The organism is Telluria sp. ZB4P37 (genome assembly GCF_059685855.1).
Map to the genome: position 1 here is coordinate 69048 of NZ_JCASID010000015.1, position 20152 is coordinate 89199.

At 64.7% G+C, this 20152-nt stretch carries 17 protein-coding genes; 5 read left to right on the forward strand and 12 right to left on the reverse strand.

All coding sequences use genetic code 11. The features are described 5' to 3' along the window. Positions 1–4: 4 nt before the first annotated feature. The 5 genes from rodA to AC56K1_RS19670 form a co-directional block, all read right to left on the reverse strand. Positions 5–1120 carry a rod shape-determining protein RodA gene (gene rodA, locus AC56K1_RS19650; RefSeq protein WP_497159477.1) on the reverse strand — a complete coding sequence of 372 codons (1116 nt, stop codon included), beginning with the start codon at positions 1118–1120 and terminating at the stop codon, positions 5–7. 4 nt (positions 1121–1124) lie between these two features. Then, on the reverse strand, positions 1125–3128 hold the full coding sequence (gene mrdA / locus AC56K1_RS19655) for a penicillin-binding protein 2 (protein ID WP_497159478.1): 2004 nt from the start codon (positions 3126–3128) through the stop codon (positions 1125–1127). Positions 3129–3153: 25 nt separating this feature from the next. Further along, positions 3154–3672 carry a rod shape-determining protein MreD gene (gene mreD / locus AC56K1_RS19660; RefSeq protein ID WP_497159479.1) on the reverse strand — a complete coding sequence of 173 codons (519 nt, stop codon included), beginning with the start codon at positions 3670–3672 and terminating at the stop codon, positions 3154–3156. Beyond that, positions 3672–4868, reverse strand: a complete 1197-nt coding sequence (gene mreC, locus AC56K1_RS19665; RefSeq protein ID WP_497159480.1) for a rod shape-determining protein MreC — start codon at positions 4866–4868, stop codon at positions 3672–3674. Before mreC ends, mreD begins: the two co-directional genes overlap by 1 nt. A 113-nt stretch (positions 4869–4981) precedes the next feature. Further along, positions 4982–6025, reverse strand: a complete 1044-nt coding sequence (locus AC56K1_RS19670; RefSeq protein WP_020656353.1) for a rod shape-determining protein — start codon at positions 6023–6025, stop codon at positions 4982–4984. 368 nt (positions 6026–6393) lie between these two features. On the opposite strand from AC56K1_RS19670, the gene gatC reads away from it, so the two are divergent. The 3 genes from gatC (at position 6394) to gatB (ending at position 9761) form a co-directional block, all read left to right on the forward strand. Further along, positions 6394–6693, forward strand: a complete 300-nt coding sequence (gene gatC, locus AC56K1_RS19675; protein WP_171086545.1) for an Asp-tRNA(Asn)/Glu-tRNA(Gln) amidotransferase subunit GatC — start codon at positions 6394–6396, stop codon at positions 6691–6693. A gap of 30 nt (positions 6694–6723) precedes the next feature. Then, positions 6724–8199, forward strand: a complete 1476-nt coding sequence (gatA, locus tag AC56K1_RS19680) for an Asp-tRNA(Asn)/Glu-tRNA(Gln) amidotransferase subunit GatA (RefSeq protein WP_497159481.1) — start codon at positions 6724–6726, stop codon at positions 8197–8199. 101 nt (positions 8200–8300) lie between these two features. Beyond that, positions 8301–9761 carry an Asp-tRNA(Asn)/Glu-tRNA(Gln) amidotransferase subunit GatB gene (gene gatB, locus AC56K1_RS19685; protein ID WP_497159482.1) on the forward strand — a complete coding sequence of 487 codons (1461 nt, stop codon included), beginning with the start codon at positions 8301–8303 and terminating at the stop codon, positions 9759–9761. An 81-nt stretch (positions 9762–9842) separates the two neighbouring features. Here the strand turns inward: gatB and AC56K1_RS19690 are convergent, their stop codons facing one another. The 3 genes from AC56K1_RS19690 to pyrE form a co-directional block, all read right to left on the reverse strand. Continuing rightward, positions 9843–10382, reverse strand: coding sequence for a hypothetical protein (locus tag AC56K1_RS19690; RefSeq protein ID WP_497159483.1), 540 nt, complete (start codon positions 10380–10382; stop codon positions 9843–9845). A 28-nt stretch (positions 10383–10410) separates the two neighbouring features. After that, on the reverse strand, positions 10411–10863 hold the full coding sequence (locus AC56K1_RS19695; RefSeq protein ID WP_497159484.1) for a hypothetical protein: 453 nt from the start codon (positions 10861–10863) through the stop codon (positions 10411–10413). Positions 10864–11199: 336 nt separating this feature from the next. After that, entirely contained in the window at positions 11200–11862 is a 663-nt protein-coding gene (gene pyrE / locus AC56K1_RS19700; protein ID WP_497159485.1) for an orotate phosphoribosyltransferase, read from the reverse strand. A gap of 221 nt (positions 11863–12083) precedes the next feature. Here pyrE and AC56K1_RS19705 point away from each other — a divergent pair, with 221 nt between their 5' ends. Both AC56K1_RS19705 and AC56K1_RS19710 read left to right on the forward strand, forming a co-directional pair. Beyond that, positions 12084–12854, forward strand: coding sequence for an exodeoxyribonuclease III (locus AC56K1_RS19705; RefSeq protein ID WP_497159486.1), 771 nt, complete (start codon positions 12084–12086; stop codon positions 12852–12854). A gap of 217 nt (positions 12855–13071) precedes the next feature. Next, complete coding sequence (locus AC56K1_RS19710) at positions 13072–16347, forward strand: Ig-like domain-containing protein (protein ID WP_497159487.1); 3276 nt, start codon at positions 13072–13074, stop codon at positions 16345–16347. Between the two features lie 10 nt (positions 16348–16357). Here AC56K1_RS19710 and AC56K1_RS19715 read toward each other — a convergent pair whose 3' ends face one another. The 4 genes from AC56K1_RS19715 to metX all read right to left on the reverse strand — a co-directional run bounded on the left by AC56K1_RS19715 (position 16358) and on the right by metX (position 20125). After that, positions 16358–17299, reverse strand: a complete 942-nt coding sequence (locus tag AC56K1_RS19715; protein ID WP_497159488.1) for a pseudouridine synthase — start codon at positions 17297–17299, stop codon at positions 16358–16360. A 13-nt stretch (positions 17300–17312) separates the two neighbouring features. Then, complete coding sequence (locus tag AC56K1_RS19720; protein WP_497159489.1) at positions 17313–18200, reverse strand: M48 family metallopeptidase; 888 nt, start codon at positions 18198–18200, stop codon at positions 17313–17315. A 156-nt stretch (positions 18201–18356) separates the two neighbouring features. Then, complete coding sequence (gene metW / locus AC56K1_RS19725; protein WP_497159490.1) at positions 18357–18974, reverse strand: methionine biosynthesis protein MetW; 618 nt, start codon at positions 18972–18974, stop codon at positions 18357–18359. Continuing rightward, complete coding sequence (gene metX / locus AC56K1_RS19730) at positions 18971–20125, reverse strand: homoserine O-succinyltransferase MetX (protein ID WP_497159491.1); 1155 nt, start codon at positions 20123–20125, stop codon at positions 18971–18973. The genes metW and metX overlap by 4 nt, the downstream gene beginning before the upstream one ends. Positions 20126–20152 lie beyond the last annotated feature (27 nt).

Here is a 20152-nt window from a genome sequence, read left to right on the forward strand (position 1 = left end):
TAAATTACGTCTGCACTAGTTTACGATGTCTTTGAATACTCATCAATATGCCGGCGCCGAGGCCGAGGGTAATGAAGGCCGTGCCGCCATAGCTCATGAAGGGCAAGGGCACGCCGACCACTGGCAGGATGCCGCTCACCATGCCCATGTTGACGAAGGCATAGGTGAAGAAAATCATCGTGATGGCACCCGCCAGCAGGCGGCAGAAGGTGTTCGGGGCATTGGCCGCAATCATCATCCCACGCGCGATCAGCATCAGGTAGACGCACAACAAGAAGCAGTTGCCGATCAGTCCGAACTCTTCCGAATACACCGCGAACAGGAAGTCGGTGGTCTGCTCGGGGACGAATTCGAGATAGCTTTGGGTGCCCTTGCCATAGCCCTTGCCCATCAGCCCGCCTGAACCGATGGCGATCTCGGACTGGATGATGTGGAAGCCCTTGCCCAGCGGGTCGGAGGTCGGGTCGAACAGCGTCATCACGCGCTCGCGCTGGTAGTCGTGCATCATCGACCAGCCAATCGGCAGCGCGGCGGCGCCGGTCACGCCCACGCCCAGCAGCGCCTTCCACGGCAGGCCGGCCAGGAAAATCACGTAGAAGCCCGAGGCGCCCACCATCAGCGCGGTGCCCAGGTCGGGCTGCTTGGCGATCAGGGTGAAAGGCACTGCCAGCAGCAGGGCCGCGATGCCGAAGGATTTCCAGCTGCTGACGTTGGCCCGCTGGTGGAAATACCAGGCCAGCATCAGCGGTGTCGCGATTTTCAGGATTTCGGAAGGCTGGATGTCGATGCCGACGTACAGCCAGCGCCGCGCGCCCTTCTTGATGATGCCGAACATCGCCACCGCAATGAGCAGGGCCACGCCTACCGTATAGATCGGCACGGCCAGCCGCATCAGCATCTGCGGCGGCACGTTGGCCGCGACCCACATCACCGCAAAGGCCAGCAGGAAGTTGCGGATCTGGTGCTCGAGACGGTCGGGGAATTCCGCGCCGGCCGAGCTCATGATGATCACGCTGGTAATCATCAGCACGAACAGCACCAGCCCGAGCGGCCAGTCGAAGACCGTGAAATACGGACGCAGGCGGCGCCGCAGCGAGCGGCGTTCTTGGATGCGCGCCATGGGCTTATTCCTTTCTGGTTGCCGGGACGGCACTGGGGCCGGCGGCCTGGATGACCGGCGCGGCCGCCGGCGCCGGAGCAGCTGCGGCAGGCTTGGCGGCCGGCTGGACGGGCTTGGCGCCAGGCGGCAGGTCTTTCGGCTTGGGCGGGGCCGGACGCTTGCCCAGCAGGTAGTAGTCGAGCGCCTTGCGCGCGATCGGCGCGGCGCTGGCGGCGCCGAAACCGGCGTTCTCCACGACCAGGGCGATCACGATGCGCGGGTTCTCGGCCGGCGCAAAGGCGACGTACAGCGCGTTGTCGCGGTGGCGCTCGTCGATGGCGCTGGCGTTGTATTTCTGGCCCTTCAGGCCGATCACCTGGGCGGTGCCGGTCTTGCCGCCCGAAATATAGCCCGCATTGGCAAAGGCGCGGTGGCCGGTGCCGTAGGATTCCTGGGTCACGCCCACCATGGTGCGCTTGATGAAATCGATGTTTTCCTGCTTGAGCGGGATGCGCCGGCTTTCCTTCGGCACCGTCAGGGTGCGCTGCTTGGTGGCGCCGTCTTCGATCATCTTCACCAGGTGCGGCTTCATCACCACGCCATTGTTGGCCAGGTTGGCCACCGCATGCGCCAGCTGGATCATCGTGTAGTTGTTGAAGCCCTGCCCGATTGAAATCGAAATGGTATCGCCGCCCACCCACTTCTGGGCAGCGCGGTTCTTGGCGAAACGCTTTGCCTTCCATTCCTTGGACGGCAGCACGCCGGTCTTTTCGAAGTCCAGGTCGATCCCGGTCGGATAGCCGAAGCCGAACTGGCCCATGAAGCCGGAAATCTTGTCGATGCCCATCTCGTTGCCGAGCTGGTAGTAATAGGTGTCGCACGACTCCACCACCGACTTGTACATGTCGACGGTGCCGTGGCCGCCCGGCTTGTCATCGTTGAAGCGATGGCCGCCCAGCATGAAGAAGCCGGGATCGCGGATCGCGTCGCTCGGCCTGCGGTGGCCCAGTTCCAGCGCGGCCAGCGACATGAAAGGCTTGAAGGTGGAACCCGGCGGATAGGTGCCCGACAGCGGGCGGTTCATCAGCGGCTTGTCGAGCGAGGTATTGAGTTCATTCCAGTTCTGGCTGTCGATGCCGTCCACGAACAGGTTCGGGTCGAAGCCCGGGCGCGAGACATAGGCCAGCACGTCGCCGGTGGCCGGTTCGATCGCCACCAGCGCGCCGCGCTGTTCGCCATAGGCTTCCTCGATGATCTTCTGCAGCTCGATGTCGAGCGACAGGATCAGGTTGCTGCCCGGGACCGGCGCCGTGCGCGACAGCGTGCGGATCGCGCGCCCGCCGGCCGAGCGCTCGACCTGTTCGTAGCCGGTGGTGCCGTGCAGGTAGGATTCGTATTTTTTCTCGACGCCTTCCTTGCCGATATGCTCGGTGCCGTTGTAGTTGGCCGCCAGCTCATCTTCTTCCAGCTTGGCCGCCTCTTTCGTGTTGATGCGGCCGATGTAGCCGACCACGTGCGAAGCGATCTCGCCCAGCGGGTACTGGCGGAACAGGCGCGCCTGCACTTCGACCCCTGGGAAGCGGAAGCGCTGCGCGGTGAAGCGCGCCACTTCGTCATCGGTCAGGCGGGTGCGGATCGGCACGCTGGCGAAGCTGCGCGATTCTTCCAGCAGGCGCTTGAAGCGGCGCCGGTCGCGCTGCTCGATCAAGACCAGCTTGGACAGCTCGTCGATGGTCGATTCCAGGTTGGCCTGCAGCTTGGACGGCGTGATCTCGAGTGTGTAGGCCGAATAGTTGCGGGCCAGGACCACGCCGTTGCGGTCCACGATCAGGCCGCGGTTGGGCACGATCGGCACCAGCGCGATGCGGTTGTCTTCCGCCTGCAGCGCGAACTGGTCGTGGCGCAGCACCTGCAGCCAGACGAAGCGCGCCACCAGCAGCCCGAAGCAGATGAAGACCAGCGCCACCAGCACGGTCATGCGCGTGCGGAACTGGTGGATCTCGCGGTCGTTGTCCTTGAATTCGGTCACGGCAAAAGGCTCGGTTCGGGTGCGCTCAGATTGGGCGGGTGTGGTCGCGGTCGACGGCGCGGCGCTGGGGCGCGAGCAGCAGCCAGGTGAGCACGGGCCAGAGGGCGACCGCGACCACGCTTTCGACGAAATGCAGCAGGCCCGGGAAGCGGCCGGAGGCGGTGAAGTGGACAAACGCCTGGACCGCCTGCGCCAGCAGCAGCAGCGGGAACACGTGCATGGCCTGGGTCATCATGGGGAACCACAGCACGCGGCGGTGGATCATGATCGCCAGGTAGGACAGCAGCGTGTAGGCGAGCGCGTTCTCGCCCAGCAGGCTAGCGTCGTGCACGTCCATCAGGAGGCCCATCATGAAGGCCACGCCGATGCCGACCCGGCGTGGCTGGTGGATGCCCCAGAAGACCAGCACCATGGCCACGAAGTCCGGCGCGCCGACCCAGCGGCCCAGCGGCAGCAGGTTGAGCATGAAGGCGCAGACCAGGCTGAAGGTGATGAACAGCGGGCTGACGGGCAGCAGGATGTAATGCGGGCGGTTACCGGGCATTATGGACCCTCGGTGGTGGCCGGGCGCGCCGGCGTGGCGGCCGGGGTGATGCCGGGAGTGGTGCGGGGCTGCACGGCGCCGCTTGCCGGCGCGGTCAGCGGACGGGTTGCCGTCGCGGCGGGCGCAAGGATAGCCGGTGCGGCCGGTGCGGCCTGCGGCGCGGTCGCTTGTGCACCGACGCCGGCCACCGCATTGGCCGGGCCGCCCTGCCCGGCGGCCACGCCGCCCGGTGCTTGCGGCACGCCCTGCGGCGGCAGCGGCGATGGGGCCAGCGGCGGGGGCGGCACCGGCGCCATGTCCGGCAGCTTGCGCCGGGCCGTGGTGGCGGCAGGCGCAGCTTCAGCCTGCGGGCGCGGCGGCAAGTTCGATTGCGACATGATGATCAGGAGCTGGCGCTGGCGGTCGATGCCGGCCAGCGGCTGGCAGACCACGCGCCCGAAGGCGCCGGCCGCGACGTTCTCGACCTGCACCACCTTGGCCACGGCCAGCCCGGCCGGGTACATGCCGTCCAGGCCCGAGGTGACCAGCACGTCGCCGACCTGGATGTCGGCATTGGCCACCACGAAGCGCAGGTCGAGCAGGCCGGAGTGGCCGCGGCCATAGGCGATGCTGCGCAGGCCGCTGCGCAGCACCTGCACGGGAATGGCCTGGTCCTTGTCGGTCAGGAGCGTGACTTCGGACGTGAACGGGAACACGCGCGTGACCTGGCCGACCACGCCGGCATGGTCGATCACCGGCAGTCCCTGCGACACGCCGTTGCGCGAACCGCGGTCGAGCACGACGCGGCGGGTCGACGGATCGCGTGCGTCGTACAGGATCTCGGCCATCTGGGCCTGCAGCGGCAGATGGGCGCGCGCATCCATCAGGCGCCGCAGGTGGGTGTTCTCGGCCATCTGATACTGGGCCTGCTGCAGCACGCGCGCCTGCGCCAGCTGCTGGGTCTTGAGCTCGCGCACTTCCTTCTGGAGCGTGGAGAGCGACGAAAAATAGCCGCCCATGTTGCCGAGCGCTTCGCGCGGCATGAGGGCAGCCATTTGCAGGGGATACAGGACGGTGGCGGCCACCTGGCGCACCGCGCCGAGGGTGTGGTAGCGGGCGTCGACAACCAGCAGCAGCACGGAAATGAGCGCGAAAACGATCGCCTTCACCCGCGCGGGGGCGCCCTGTTTGAAAAGCGGCGGTGGACTGTATTGCATGTCCGGCTTGGCGTCCTGTCTAGTCGGCGCGGGGCGCGCATGTCACTGCGGGCAGACGCGTACGGAGTCGGTCCGCACGCCCTGCCCGCAGTGTCATCGGCTGCGCCGCTTTTTTATTCGTAGGAGAAGATCGAGCCCAGCTTGTCCATGCGCTCGAGCGCCATGCCCGAACCGCGCACCACGCAGGTCAGCGGGTCTTCGGCGACCAGCACCGGCAGGCCGGTTTCTTCCATGAGCAGGCGATCGAGGTCGCGCAGCAGCGCGCCGCCGCCGGTCAGCATCATGCCTTTTTCGGCGATGTCGGCGCCGAGTTCTGGCGGGGCCTGTTCCAGCGCGTTCTTCACGGCCGAGACGATGTTGTTGAGCGGGTCGGTCAGGGCTTCCAGGATCTCGTTGCTCGATATCGTGAACGAGCGCGGGATGCCTTCGGACAGGTTGCGGCCCTTGACTTCCATTTCCTTGACTTCCGAACCCGGGAAGGCCGAGCCGATCGCCTTCTTGATCGCTTCGGCGGTCTGCTCGCCGATCAGCATGCCGTAGTTGCGGCGGATGTAGTTGACGATGGCTTCGTCGAACTTGTCGCCGCCGACGCGCACCGAACCTTTATAGACCATGCCGCCCAGCGAGATGATGCCCACTTCGGTGGTGCCGCCGCCGATGTCGACCACCATCGAGCCGGTCGCTTCGGATACCGGCAGGCCGGCGCCGATGGCCGCTGCCATCGGTTCTTCGATCAGGTAGACCTGCGAGGCGCCGGCGCCGAGCGCCGATTCGCGGATCGCGCGGCGCTCGACCTGGGTCGAACCGCAAGGCACGCAAATGATGATGCGCGGCGACGGGCGGAAGAATTTCGAATCGTGGACCATGCGGATGAACTGCTTGAGCATCTGCTCGGTGACGGTGAAGTCGGCGATGACGCCGTCCTTCATCGGGCGGATGGCCTCTATATTGCCCGGCACCTTGCCCAGCATCTGCTTGGCTTCCTTGCCGACTGCCTGGATCGTTTTCTTGCCGTTCGGGCCGCCCTCCTGGCGGATCGCGACGACCGATGGTTCGTCCAGCACAATGCCCAGTCCGCGCACGTAGATCAGGGTGTTGGCGGTACCAAGGTCGATCGCCAGGTCATTCGAGAAGTAACTGCGTAAAAAACCAAACATGTGTGTCCTGATTGCGCTTTGCGGCGCGCCTGAAAATTGATCGGGATTGTCCTTGCCGTGCCTGCCCGAGTGAATGCCGAAGGCAGTGCGGTCTTTCCTGCGGAGGGCCAGCTTTCGGCCCCATAGCGCATTAGCCCGCCATTCTACCTTATAATTTGTCGATTAAACGCTGAAAACCGGGGGTTTTCCACCCCAATTCCAGAGCGAGATCGACGGTGTTACCAAGGTTTTATCGTCCGTAGCAAGCCGTTCGCTGACTGCTTGCCAACAACCGTCGTTTATCGCATGGCCATTCGACATTCATTCGATTCCAGTTTATTAACTGCTCAACCACATTTTGCGTGCGGCCCGCGCCGCGCCCCTTAGCCATGTCCCTGACACTTTCAGACGTAAAACGCATCGCCAACCTGGCCCAGCTCGAAATGGACGAAGCCCATGCGGAGACCGCGCTGCTTGAGCTGAACGGCATTTTCGCCCTGGCCGAGCAGATGCAGGCGGTGGACACGACCGGTGTTGCGCCGTTGTCGCAACCGCTGGCCGCCATCCTGGCGCTGCCCCTGCGCCTGCGCGACGACGTGGTGACCGAAGAGAACCGCCGCGACGATTACCAGGCGCCGGCGCCGAAAGCCCAGGACGGTTTGTACCTGGTGCCGAAGGTCATCGAGTAACCGAATCACGAATCCCGAACCGACACGCACATGCATAACAAGACCATCAAAGAGCTGTCCGCGCTCCTGCATTCGAAGCAGGTTTCCGCGACCGAACTGACGCGCCACTACCTGGGCCGAATCGACAGCAACCAGTACAACGCCTTCCTGCACGTGGACCACGAGCGCTCGCTGGCGCAGGCCGCCAGCGCCGACGCGCGCTTAGGCGGCGGCACCGCGGGCCCGCTGACCGGCGTGCCGATCGCGCACAAGGATATCTTCGTCACCAAGGGCTGGCGCACGACTGCCGGCTCGAAGATGCTGGCCAACTACGCCAGCCCCTTCGATGCGACCGTGGTCGAGCGCTTCAACGCGGCCGGCATGGTCACGCTGGGCAAGGTCAACCTCGACGAATTCGCGATGGGCTCGGCCAACGAGAACTCGGCCTTCGGCGCGGTGAAAAACCCGTGGGACACGCTGGCCGTCCCGGGCGGCTCCTCGGGCGGCTCGGCCGCCGCGATCGCCGCGCGCCTGGCGCCGGCCGCCACCGCGACCGATACCGGCGGCTCGATCCGCCAGCCGGCCGCGTTTTGCGGCGTCACCGGCATCAAGCCGACCTATGGCCGCGTGTCGCGCTTCGGCATGATCGCGTTTGCGTCGTCGCTGGACCAGGGCGGCCCGATCGCCCAGACGGCCGAGGACTGCGCCCTGCTGCTCAATGAGATGATCGGCTTCGACGAACGCGATTCGACCAGCCTGACGGTCGAGCAAGGCAATGTGGCGGAAGACTACACGCGCGATTTGAACAAGCCGCTGAACGGCCTGCGCATCGGCGTACCAAAAGAGTATTTCGGCGAAGGCCTGGCGAGCGACGTGGAAAGCGCCGTGCGCGCCGCGCTGGACGAGTTCGTCAAGCTGGGCGCCTCGCTGGTCGACATTTCGCTCCCCAAGACGGCGCTGTCGATCCCGACCTATTACATCATCGCCCCGGCGGAAGCCTCGAGCAACCTGTCGCGCTTCGACGGCGTGCGTTACGGCCACAGGGCTAGCGAGTATAAGGATTTGCAGGACATGTACCGCAAAACCCGCGCCGAAGGTTTCGGCCGCGAGGTGCAGCGCCGCATCATGGTCGGCACCTATGTGCTGTGTCACGGTTACTACGACGCTTATTACGTGCAGGCGCAAAAGATCCGCCGCCTGATCGCCGACGACTTCCAGGCGGCGTTCCGGGACAAGTGCGACGTGATCATGGGCCCGGTGGCCCCGACGGTGGCCTGGGACCTGGGCGCGAAAGCCAACGACCCGGTGGCGAACTACCTGGCCGATATCTTCACGCTGTCGACCAGCCTGGCGGGCTTGCCGGGCATGTCGATCCCGGCCGGTTTCGGCCAGGGCGAAAAGAACGCCAGGCGCCCGGTCGGCCTGCAAATCATCGGCAATTATTTTGCCGAGGCCAAGCTGCTGAACATCGCGCACCAGTACCAGCAGGTCACGGACTGGCATACGCGCGCTCCAGAAGGCATCTAAACCGTAGGGTGGTCGGTTTCGCCGACCGCGCGTTCAACCGGTGCCTGCCGAGAAGAACAGCAACACGCAGCAGGCGCAGCGAACAGAAAAGAGAACACATCATGCAATGGGAAGTCGTCATCGGTCTTGAGAACCACGTGCAGCTCACGACCAACTCGAAAATCTTCAGCGGCAGCTCGATCCGTTTCGGCGCCGAGCCGAACACGCAGGCCAGCCCGGTCGACCTGGCGCTGCCGGGCGTGCTGCCGGTGCTGAACCGCGGCGCGGTCGAACGCGCGATCCGCTTCGGCCTGGCTGTCGGCGCGAAAATCGCGCCGCAGTCGGTCTTCGCGCGCAAGAACTACTTCTACCCCGACCTGCCGAAGGGCTACCAGATCAGCCAGTTCGAAGACCCGGTGGTCCAGGGCGGCACGGTCAGCTTCGCGTATGAAAAAGACGGCAAGCTGGAAACCAGAACCGTCAACCTGACCCGCGCCCACCTGGAAGAAGACGCCGGCAAGTCGCTGCACGAAGACTATGCCGGCATGAGCGGCATCGACCTGAACCGCGCCGGCACGCCGCTGCTCGAGATCGTGTCCGAGCCGGAAATGCGCAGCGCGAACGAAGCCGTGGCCTATGCCAAGGCCCTGCACTCGCTGGTGATGTGGCTGGGCGTCTGCGACGGCAACATGCAGGAAGGCTCCTTCCGCTGCGACGTCAACGTCTCGGTACGCCCGGTGGGCCAGAAAGAATTCGGCACCCGCTGCGAGATCAAGAACCTGAACTCCTTCCGCTTCATGGAAGAAGCGATCCATTATGAAGTGCGGCGCCAGATCGAACTGATCGAAGACGGCGGCAAGGTGGTCCAGGCCACGCGTCTGTGGGATCCGGACAAGAAGGAAACCCGTTCGATGCGCACCAAGGAAGACGCGCAGGACTACCGCTACTTCCCGGACCCGGACCTGCCGCCGCTGGTGATCGGCCAGGACTGGATCGACCGCATCCAGGCCGAGATGCCCGAGCTGCCGGGCGCGCTTCGCGCACGCTTCACGGGCGAGTACGGCCTGCCGGAATACGACAGCCTGGTGCTGACCTCTTCCAAGGCGATGGCGACCTATTACGAAGCCGTGGTGGCCAAGGCCGGCAAGGAGAATGCGAAAGCGGCGGCCAACTGGCTGATGGGCGACGTGTCGTCGACCCTGAACCGCGCGGGTGTGGACATCGACGCGTCGCCGGTATCGAGCGCCCAGCTGGCGCTGCTGCTCAAGCGGATTGCCGACGGCACGATTTCCAACAAGGCCGGCAAGGAAGTCTTCGCGGCGATGTGGGAAGCCGGGGCAAGTGACGAGAACCTGGCCGACAGCGTGATCGACCAGAAGGGCCTGAAGCAGATTTCCGACACCGGCGCGCTGGAAGGCATCGTCGACGAGGTGCTGGCGGCGAATGCCAAGTCGGTCGAGCAGTACCGCGCCGGCAAGGAAGCGGCCATCAATGCACTGATCGGCCAGGCGATGAAGGCCTCGAAGGGCAAGGCAAATCCGGCCCAGGTTACGGAGCTGCTGAAGAAGAAGCTGGCCGGCTAAGCGGCAAGCGCCCAATAAAAAACCAGAGCCGCGGCTCTGGTTTTTTTACGCCCGCGCCGTGGCGCGGGCGGGTCCCGTGAATCAGAGCGACAGCGCGCCGATGCGCTGCAGGGCGGTGTCGATGTTCTTGCGGATGGCGCCGCCGATCGACATTTTGGCGCGCTCGACGCCGGCAAACGCTTCGGTCGCGCCGGTGGTGTGCTCGGTCTTGATCGATTCCTGCCACACGACGGCGCCGGTATCGGCACGCTTCAGGGTCCAGCCCATTTCGATGGCCGAGGTCATCGAGAAGCCCATTGCCGGGGTGTTCAGGTTGAACACCTGCGCGCCCAGCTGGTAGGCGCCGCCTTCGCTCTTGACGTCGGCAAAGGCCTTGGAAGCGGCGACGGCATTGCTCACCGCGGTGCGCAGCTCGGCTGGCGTGATCAGGGCAGAGGCGCCTTCGGTGGTGGCCATGGTCGGGGTAGCCACGGTGACCGAATGCGGTTGCTGTTTCGCGACCTGCATTGGCGCCGGGGTCATTTCCTGGTGCGTCATTTGCGACGCGCAACCGGTCAGGGTGGCCACGACGAATACGGCCGGGAGGACAGCGATACGGCGGAAAGCGGATTGGATGCTCATGGTGTGGGTCCAGTGTAAGTTATAGGGATTAGTTCTTTTGCGCTGCCAGGATATTCGTCACGACTTCATCGACCATGGCTTCCGGCGATTTACGCGTCAGCGAGGTATGCAGGGAATTACCAGTCGCGATAGGGAAATTGGTTTTCGGATCGCGGACGTTGATGGTCAATTCGAGCATGTACATGGTGATGTCCCACATCCATTTATCGATATACGTCACCGCGACATCGGTCCCGGCCGGCACCGGCACGTCCGGACCGGTGGTCACGGTATAGCCGCGGCTCTCGAGCTTGGTCTTGATGAGTTCGTTGACCGCGTTCTTGTCCTTGTCGTGCTTGACCACATAGGCGGTCTTCATCTTCGACAGGTCGGCGCCTGGCGACAGATTGGCGGTGGCACGGTTGACCGCGCAACCGGTCATCAGCGACATGGCGCCGATCAGGACAAGGACGGGCGCGATGCGCTTGATTGCTGAAAACATGAATGACCCCTTCAAATAGTTGGCTCAACGTCGCGTAAATTTGTGTTGACGAAATATTGTCATTACAACGTCGCCGATTATATCTTCAAGGAAACAATTCAGGTATGCGCCCCACATATTCGGCAAGCCGACAGCAAAACTAATAGGGTCAGAGTTGAATTGTTGGGAAACTTTGAAAAGTTTCCTGCAATTCGACTCTGACCCTCATTTGTCGGGCGAGGAATATGTTGCAGAATAATTAGGGTCAGAGTCGAATTAAAAGCAATTCTGGAAAATTGCTCGATAATTTGACTCTGACCCTCATTTCCACGCTGGGCTATTGCGCGGGGTTAGCGATTAGACGCCGTAGCGGGTGCGGTAGGCGGCGACGGCGTCCTTGTGCTGGGACAGGCGCGGATCAGCGCCAGCGCCCGACAGGTAGCCGAACAAATCGTCGAGGTTGGCGATCGAGATGACCGGGATGCCAAATTCCTGCGCTACCTGCTGCACGGCGGAATGCTCGGACAGTGCGCCGTCCTTGCCGGAGCGCTCCATGCGGTCCAGTGCGATCAGCACTGCCGCCGGTTCGGCGCCGGCGGCGCGGATCATGTCGACCGATTCGCGCACCGAGGTGCCGGCCGAGATCACGTCGTCGACGATCACGACCTTGCCGGCCAGCTTGGCGCCGACGATAGTGCCGCCTTCGCCGTGGTCCTTGGCTTCCTTGCGGTTATAGGCAAACGACGTGTTGCGGCCCTTGCCGGCCAGCGCCACGGCAGTCGCCGATGCGAGAGTGATGCCTTTGTAGGCGGGGCCGAACAGCATGTCGAACTGCACGCCGGAGTCGAGCAGGGTCTGGGCGTAGAACTGGGCCAGCTGGCCCAGCGTGGCACCGTCGTGGAACAGGCCGGCGTTGAAGAAGTACGGCGACAGGCGCCCGGCCTTGGTCGTGAATTCACCGAACCTCAATACCTCGGCCTCGACCGAAAATGCAATAAACTCCTGGCGCAGATCGCTCACGTGCTTCTCCTGAATGTCCGAAAGCGCGTATTGTAAACCGCGCCCCGGCCCGCCTGCAGGGAATGCCCGGCAAAGCGGCCGCATCGCGCCATGACGGATCAGGCCCCACTGCCGGCAGGCCATTCCTGACGGCAGTAAAACGCGTTACACTGTCGCGCTCAGCAGCATCCGAACCCACTGTGCACGCCTTGCAGGCGGCCCTCCATTGTCATTAAAGATCCATGCCACGTATCATCTCCGCGAACCTGAACGGCATCCGTTCGGCGCACAAAAAAGGTTTCTTCAACTGGCTCGCCTCGCAGTCGGCCGATTTCATCTGCGTCCAGGAACTGAAGGCGCAGGAAGCCGACATGACCGAGGAAATGCTGTCCCCGCACGGTTACCACGGCCATTTCCACTATGCCGAGAAAAAAGGCTATTCGGGCACCGGCGTGTATAGCCGCACGGCGCCGGACAACAAGCGCATCGGCTTTGGCTGCACCGAATTCGACGCCGAAGGCCGCTATACGCGTTGCGACTTCGGCAACCTGACCGTGATCTCGGTCTACTGCCCGTCCGGCTCGTCGTCGCCGGAGCGCCAGCTGGCCAAGTTCCGCTTCATGGAAGTGTTCCTGCCGCACCTGGAGCAGCTCAAGGCCGAGGGCCGCGAAGTGGTGATCTGCGGCGACTGGAACATCGCGCACAAGGAAATCGACCTGAAGAACTGGAAGAGCAACCAGAAGAATTCGGGCTTCCTGCCGGAAGAGCGCGCCTGGCTGAGCCGCATCTTCGACGAGGTCGGCCTGGTCGACGTGCACCGCGTGGTCTCGCCCGAGGCGGCCGACTATACCTGGTGGAGCAACCGCGGCCAGTCCTGGGCCAAGAACGTCGGCTGGCGCATCGATTATCATATCGCCACCCCGGGCATCGCTGCCTGCGCCAAGGCCGTTTCGGTCTACAAGGACGAGCGTTTCTCCGACCACGCGCCCCTGATCATTGATTACCATCTCTAATAGAACATCAAGGATTTATCAGCTTATCTTATAGAAGAGCTGAGGCCGGCGCTCCTGCTGTCCCCCATCGGGGAGTTTCCTCAATGAAGTGATGCTAAAGGGCATTATTTTGCCGTCTAGGTAAAATTGCTTGCCTTTTTATTGATACTATCCGTACGGTAACTTTTCCATTCAGAATTTTCTGTTGCCGGAAAACCAACGCATAGATCGCATCCACATGACCATCAACACGACCGCCGCCCCGACCCTGCTGAACAAGTCGTTCACCACGACTGCAGGCACGACCCATATCGACCTGACCTTTTCGACAGCCATGTCCAAAGGCGGCGGATCGATCTTCGTCACCGACGGCGCGGTCCAGACGGTCATCAACCGCGTGACCGGCCAGCCGGAACTGCGCGTGGTAGGCGCTACCGTCACCCGCGAAATCCCGCTCAGCCAGGTCTCCATCAACGGCACCCACGTCGAATTCGACGCCGGCGGACTTACTCCGGGCGGCGCCTACAACGTGTTCATGGGCCCAGGCAGTCTGCTCGGCGACGGCCGTGCCTTCGCCGGCATCAGCGCGCCGGGCCAGGCTGCCTTCACCACGCCGGCAGTGGCGCCCGCGCCGGCTCTGGGCGCGAGCATTGTGATCGAAGACAAGACCCTCAAGGCCGGCGCCGACCTGAAGGTCACCATCACCTTTTCCGAGTCCGTAACGACGCTGGCCGCCGGCGCGCTCAGCGCTGAACATGCCATCGTCAAGGACAGCAGCGCGAGCGCCGATGGCCGTACCTGGACCGTCATGCTGGGCGCGGCCGACAGCGTCGAATCGCTGGTGAACCTGCTGCGCCTGGACATGGGCCAGGTTTCCAGCGCAGGCGGCCTGCGCGGCAACGGCATGATCGCCTCCAGCCCGTATGCGGTCGACACCATCGTCGACGCCTGGCTCCACCCGCATATCGACATCAGCGACACCGGCCCGTTCGAGCACGACGGCATCACCCTTGAGCGCAACCAGTATGCCTCGGGTTTCCTGGCCGGCAGCCTGGCCGCCGACGAGCACATCGAACTGACCATCAACGGCCGCGCCGTCGACCGGGCCCTGGTCCATCTCGAGAACGCGGGCGACGGCTGGAACTGGACCTACGACGCCAACGACGAAGCCGGCGCGCCGCCGACCTTCAACGAGGGCGCCAACACGATCGTGGCCCGCATCGTCAAGGCCGATGGCCACAGCAGCGCCACCGTGGTCCAGAAAATCGTGCTCGACACCGTCGCACCGACCGTCGCTACCTCGCCGCACGGCCAGACCGACCTGGCCGTCGGCGCCGACATCGTCATCACGTTCGATGAAGCCGTCTCCTGGCAGGAGCAGGAAGGCGATGGCGACGTGCTCTACCTGGTTGGCGACAACGACACCATTACCCGGGTCTACCTCAGCGCCGCCAGCTTTTCAAACGACGGCCGCACGCTCACCATCAAGCCGGCCGACCACAAGCTGCAGGCCGACACCGGCTACAGCCTGCGCCTGCCGGAAAACCTGACCGACCTTGCCGGCAATCCGCTGCAAGGCCGCGAAATGGCCTTCCACACCGTCGGCGGTCCGAGCGCGGTGCGTGTCTTCGTCGATGGCGACGGCAGCTACCGCGCCGGCGAGACCCTCAGCTTCCGCATCCGCTTCGACGAAGCGGTGCGCACGGTCGGCAACGCCGTCCCGGTGCTGGGCCTAAGCAACGGCGCCGAAGCGCAGTTCGTCGGCGTGAACGGCAACGAGATGAGCTTCCGCTACACCGTCGCCGCCGGCGACGACGATACCGGCCTGGCCATCGACGACATCACCGGGCTGGCCGGCAAGGTCCAGGACCTGGCCGGCAACCTGCTGGATGCGGCCCACATCGTCTTCAGCGGCATCTACGACAATGCCGGCCACGGCACCCTCGACATCGACATCGACACCAATGCAGCCGCCCCTGCCGCGCCGCTGCTGGCAAGCGCCAGCAATTCCGGCAGCCTGCTCGACAACATCACCTCCGACCGCACCCCGACCCTGTCCGGCAGCGCCGAAGCCTATGCCCTGGTCGAGATCTATGAAGGCGCGGCCCTGGTCGCCTCAAGCCAAGCCGATGCCGGCGGCGTCTGGGAAGCCACGGTCGGCCTGGAACACGCATTGGGCGACGGCCTGCACACGCTCACGGTGCGCCAGGTCGACCGCGCCGGCAATGCCAGCGCCGCATCCAGCCCGCTGGCACTGACGGTCGACGCCACCGGGCCAAGTGCGCTGACCGGGGTCTTCCTCGCCAGCGACACCGGCGTGTCGAACAGCGACCGCATCACGCGCGAGAACTTCGCCGTGATCTCCGGCACCGGCGCGCAAGCCGATGCCGTCATCAAGATCATGATCGGCGCGGCGATCGCCGGCACCGGCAGCAGCGACGCCAACGGCAACTGGACCGCCTATGTCGATGCGGCGCTGCCGGAAGGCGTGCACACCGTCACCGTGCTCCAGGAAGACAAGGCCGGCAACGCCAGCGCTGCATCGGCGCCCCTGAGCTTCACCATCGACCGCACCGGCCCGGCAACCGCGCCGCCGGCCCCGCTGCTGGCTGCGGCCAGCGACACCGGCCTGTCGAACAGTGACGGCATCACCAGCGACACGACGCCGACCTTCACCGGCAGCGGCGCCCTGGCCAATACGGTCGTGGGCCTGGTCATCAACGGCAGCGACGCCGGCACCGCGATGACCGATGCCCTGGGCAACTGGACCATCAATGCCGTCGGCGAAGGCGAGGGACTGGCCGACGGGAGCTACCGCGTCGGCCTGAAGCAGTTCGACGTGGCGGGCAATGCGAGCCCCTCGTCAAGTTCGTTCAACCTCGTGATCGACACCAACGCCCTGGCAGCGGCGCCGACGCTGGACCTGGCCGCCGCCAGCGACAGCGGCGTGTCGAACAGCGACAAGCTCACCAAGATCAAGGCCCCGACCTTCACCGGTTCCGGCGCCGCCGCAAACGGCCAGGTCGCCCTGGTCGTGGGAACGACGGAAGTGGGCCGCACCACCGCGGACGCTTCCGGCAACTGGAGCTACACGATCGAAACCGGCAAGGAGCTGGCCGATGGCGTGCACCAGGTTCGCGTGCGCCAGTACGATGCCGCCGGCAATGCCAGCGTGGACTCCAGCGCGCTGGCCTTGACGATCGACAGCGCCGGCCCGACCCTGCTCAACGCCGGCGGCAGCCTGCTCGGCCACCTGTTCTCCCTGAGCTTCAACGAAGCGATCCGCTTCAGCCCGAGCGGACGCTTCGACCTGCAGGGACTGTTCACCAACCGGGAATACGACATCGACGACAACGGTAGCGGCTGGCACCTTACCGATGCGGGTACGGTCCTGAACTTCGCTATTGGGCTCACCGGTTTGCTGCGCCTGCAGGCCAACAACGGCGCGGTGGAAGACCTGGCCGGCAATGCCGCCGTGATCGGCGTGCCGGACTGGCAGTTCACGATTCTCTAAGCGGCGGGCGCTACTGCCCGGGCCAGTCGAGCCGGAAGGCGCTGTCGAAGCGGCGCTGCTGGCCACTCAAGGGGTCGATGAAGCTGACGGTGCGCGCCAGCAGCTGCAGCGGGGCGCTGAAGTCGTCGCCCTTGCAGGGCAGCGCCACCGGATAAAACGCATCGTTCAGGATCGGCGCGCCCAGCGCCGCCAGGTGCAGGCGCAGCTGGTGCTTGCGGCCCGTATGCGGATGCAGCCGGTAATGCGCCACCTTCCCGCGCTGCTCGATCAATTCCACCAGGGTCTCCGAATTCGGCTCGCCCGGCACTTCGGTACTGACAAAGAACTGCTCCGCATCCTGCATGCGGCTGCGGTAGGTGAAGGGGAAATCCCTGCCCTCGATCGGGCCCGCCAGGGCCTCGTACACCTTGTTCACTACGCGCTTCTGGAACATCGACTGGTAGGCGCCGCGCGTGTCCGGATTGTGGGAGAGGATCACCACGCCCGCGGTCTCGCGGTCCAGGCGGTGGATCGGCGTCAGGTGCGGCAGATCGAACTGTTTTTTCAGGCGCACCAGCAGCGTCTCGTACAGGAAGCGTCCGGTCGGGATGGTCGGAAGGAAGTGCGGCTTGTCCGCCACCAGCAGGTGCTCGTCCTGGAACAGCACCCCTTCCCTGAACGGGATCGGCGTCTCGGGATGTTCCAGTTCGCGGTAATACCAGATGCGCATGCCCTGCCGCACCGGGCTGGCGTCCTGCAGCGCCGCACCTTGCGCGTCGACGACCTCGCCGCGCGCCAGGCGCCGGGCCCAGGCGGCTTCGGGCACGTCGGGGAAGCGCGTGGCCAGGAAGCGCAGCATGCCGCCGGCGAACGACTCGGTCAGCCAAAGGTAGCTGGGCGAGACGCCGTCGCGGACCGGCAGCGGGACGTAGGCATTGGCCTCGGCCTGCCGCCCTTTCCTGGCACTTCCCATCAACGCCGTCTCATCAACGCAAGGCCACGTTGGTCCGGTACGGCGGCAGCTTGGCGGCGGTGGTGCCCTTGGCGCGTGCGTACAGCGGCAGCAGCACGTTCATGTGCTCTTCCATGTCCTTGATGCGGGTCTCGCCGCCCGGGTGGGTCGAGAGCAGCTCGATCGGCGCGCGCTTGCTCAGGGCCGCCATCTTGCGCCACAGGGCGATGCCGGCACGCGGGTCGTAGCCGGCGCGCGACGAGATGTCCAGGCCAACCAGGTCGGCCTCGCGCTCTTCGTTGCGCGAGAATTTCAGCACCAGCATCTGGCCGGCGGTGTTCGCGACCGTGCCGGTGATGCCCGGGTCGATCCCGAAGATGCCGGCGATGAGGGCGCCGCCGACGCGCGCGCCCATCGAGGTCATGCCCTGCTTGGCCATTTTCTCGCGGCTGTGCTCGCGCAGGGCGTGGGCGATCTCGTGGCCCATCACGGCGGCCACTTCATCGTCGGTCAGTTTCAGCTGGGTCAGGATGCCGCTGAAGAAGCCGATGCGCCCGCCCGGCATGCAGAAGGCGTTGACGTCGTTCGAGTCGATCAGGTTGACCTGCCATTGCCATTGGGCGGCAGTCTGGTTCCAGCGTGGCGCATGCGGGATGATGCGCTGGGCGATGGCGCGCAGGCGCCGCACGTCCGGGTGCGAGGCCGGCACCAGCACGCCCTTCTGCTGCGCCTGGCCCATCATCTGGGTGTATTGCTGGGCCGCGGCTTCGTTGAGCTGGGCTTCCGGGATCAGCACGCGGCTGCGCGACAGCGGCGTGACGCGGATGCCGTCCTGCACCACGGTCTTGCCATCCTGGGCGGCAGCGCTGCCAACGGCGGCAAACAGGGACAGGCAGACGGCCAATTGCTTGAGTTTTTTCATTTCATTCACCGACAGGCTGTTCTTAGCAGCCTATCCTCGCAGAAAGTAGACGTGTAGGACACACAATAGCGTCGATCATCGCGGATGTACGCCAGCCCGACTAGCCGCCACCGCACATAAGCCGGCAACGGACTGAACATGTTTCACGGCGCGGCACTAGGCAAGCGCACGCACTTTCTTGCGCAAGCGAAACACCGCCAGGCTGCCGCGCAGGTTCGGTAAAAAATCGACCGGCTTGCCGTCGGCCAGCGCCACGCATTCGAGCACTTCAAGGCCGCATTCTTCCGCCAGCTCCTGAAAATCGAAGATCGTTGCGCAGCGTACGTTGGGCGTGTCGTACCACTGGTAGGGCAGCGTGCGCGAGACCGGCATGCGCCCGCGCAGCAGCGCCAGGCGGTGCGGCCAATGGGCGAAGTTCGGGAACGAGACGATGGCTTCCTGGCCGACGCGCACGATGTCGCGCAGCAGCGCCTCGACGTGCTGCATCATCTGCAGCGAGGACAGGCAGAGCACCGTATCGAAGGCATTGTCGCCGAACAGCCCCAGGCCCTGCTCCATGTCGTGCTGGATCACATTGACGCCGCGCCTGGTGCTTGCCAGCACCTTGTCGTCGGCGATCTCGATGCCATAGCCGGTGCAGCGCTTGCCCAGTTCCAGGTAGTGCAGCATGGCGCCGTCGCCGCAGCCGACGTCGAGCACGTGGGCGCCATCGTTCACCCAGTGGGCGATGAAGGCCAGGTCGGGGCGCAGCGCGATCAGGTCGTTGAAATTCATGCCGCCACCCTCCCCTCGAGCTCGAGCGCAATCCGGTCGTAGTAGGCGCGCACCACGCCGAGATAGCGCGGGTCTTCCAGCAGGAAAGCGTCGTGTCCGTGCGGCGCGTCGATCTCGGCGTAAGTCACTTTGCGCCGGTTCGAGATCAGGGCTTGCACGATCTCGCGGCTGCGCTCGGGCGAGAAGCGCCAGTCGGTGCTGAACGAGGCGACCAGGAATTGCGCTTTCGTTCCCGCCAGGGCTTTCGTCAGGTTGCCGTCGTAGAGCCGGGCCGGGTCGAAATAATCGAGCGCCTTGGTGATGAGCAGGTAGGTATTGGCGTCGAAGTATTCCGAGAACTTGTCGCCCTGGTAGCGCAGGTAGGACTCGATCTCGAAATCGATGCCGAAGTCGAAGCCGTATTCGTCGCTCTCGGCGACGTTGCGCAGGCGGCGGCCGAATTTCTCGGCCATGTCGTCGTTCGACAGATAGGTGATGTGGCCGACCATGCGCGCCACTTTCAGGCCGTTCTTCGGCACCACGCCGTGCCCGTAGAAGTCGCCGCCATGGTAGTCGGGGTCGGTCAGGATGGCCTGGCGCGCGACGTCGTTGAAGGCGATGTTCTGGGCCGAGAGCTTCGGGGTGGAGGCGATCACGATGCAGTGGCGAAGGCGGTCCGGGAACAGGATGCTCCACGAGAGCGCCTGCATGCCGCCCAGCGAGCCTCCCATCACTGCCGCAAACTGGTTGATGCCGAGGCGGTCGGCCAGGCGCGCCTGGGCGCTGACCCAGTCTTCCACCGTCAGCAGGGGGAAGGCCGCGCCATACGGCTTGCCGGTGGCGGGATTGGTATGCATCGGGCCGGTCGAGCCGAAGCAGGAGCCGAGGTTGTTCACGCCGATGACAAAAAAGCGGTCGGTATCGAGCGGCTTGCCCGGGCCGACCATGTTGTCCCACCAGCCCACGCTTTTGGGCTGGTCGGCATAGGTGCCGGCGACGTGGTGCGAGGCATTGAGCGCATGGCAGACCAGCACCGCATTGGACTTGTCGGCGTTGAGCGTGCCATAGGTTTCGTACATCAGCGTGTAGTCGCCGATGTGCGCGCCGCTTTGCAGGCGCAGGGGTTCGGCGAAATGCATCGCCTGTGGTGTGACTGTTCCGATCGATCCCATGGAGCTTTACGTGGTGTTCTTGTATGT

Coding starts and splice junctions, on each gene's coding strand:
- rodA (WP_497159477.1), bottom strand. CDS start 1,120: ATGGCGCGCATCCAAGAACGCCGCTCGCTGCGGCGCCGCCTGCGTCCG.
- mreD (WP_497159479.1), bottom strand. CDS start 3,672: ATGCCCGGTAACCGCCCGCATTACATCCTGCTGCCCGTCAGCCCGCTG.
- mreC (WP_497159480.1), bottom strand. CDS start 4,868: ATGCAATACAGTCCACCGCCGCTTTTCAAACAGGGCGCCCCCGCGCGG.
- AC56K1_RS19670 (WP_020656353.1), bottom strand. CDS start 6,025: ATGTTTGGTTTTTTACGCAGTTACTTCTCGAATGACCTGGCGATCGAC.
- gatC (WP_171086545.1), top strand. CDS start 6,394: ATGTCCCTGACACTTTCAGACGTAAAACGCATCGCCAACCTGGCCCAG.
- gatA (WP_497159481.1), top strand. CDS start 6,724: ATGCATAACAAGACCATCAAAGAGCTGTCCGCGCTCCTGCATTCGAAG.
- gatB (WP_497159482.1), top strand. CDS start 8,301: ATGCAATGGGAAGTCGTCATCGGTCTTGAGAACCACGTGCAGCTCACG.
- AC56K1_RS19690 (WP_497159483.1), bottom strand. CDS start 10,382: ATGAGCATCCAATCCGCTTTCCGCCGTATCGCTGTCCTCCCGGCCGTA.
- AC56K1_RS19695 (WP_497159484.1), bottom strand. CDS start 10,863: ATGTTTTCAGCAATCAAGCGCATCGCGCCCGTCCTTGTCCTGATCGGC.
- AC56K1_RS19705 (WP_497159486.1), top strand. CDS start 12,084: ATGCCACGTATCATCTCCGCGAACCTGAACGGCATCCGTTCGGCGCAC.
- AC56K1_RS19710 (WP_497159487.1), top strand. CDS start 13,072: ATGACCATCAACACGACCGCCGCCCCGACCCTGCTGAACAAGTCGTTC.
- AC56K1_RS19715 (WP_497159488.1), bottom strand. CDS start 17,299: ATGGGAAGTGCCAGGAAAGGGCGGCAGGCCGAGGCCAATGCCTACGTC.
- AC56K1_RS19720 (WP_497159489.1), bottom strand. CDS start 18,200: ATGAAAAAACTCAAGCAATTGGCCGTCTGCCTGTCCCTGTTTGCCGCC.
- metW (WP_497159490.1), bottom strand. CDS start 18,974: ATGAATTTCAACGACCTGATCGCGCTGCGCCCCGACCTGGCCTTCATC.
- metX (WP_497159491.1), bottom strand. CDS start 20,125: ATGGGATCGATCGGAACAGTCACACCACAGGCGATGCATTTCGCCGAA.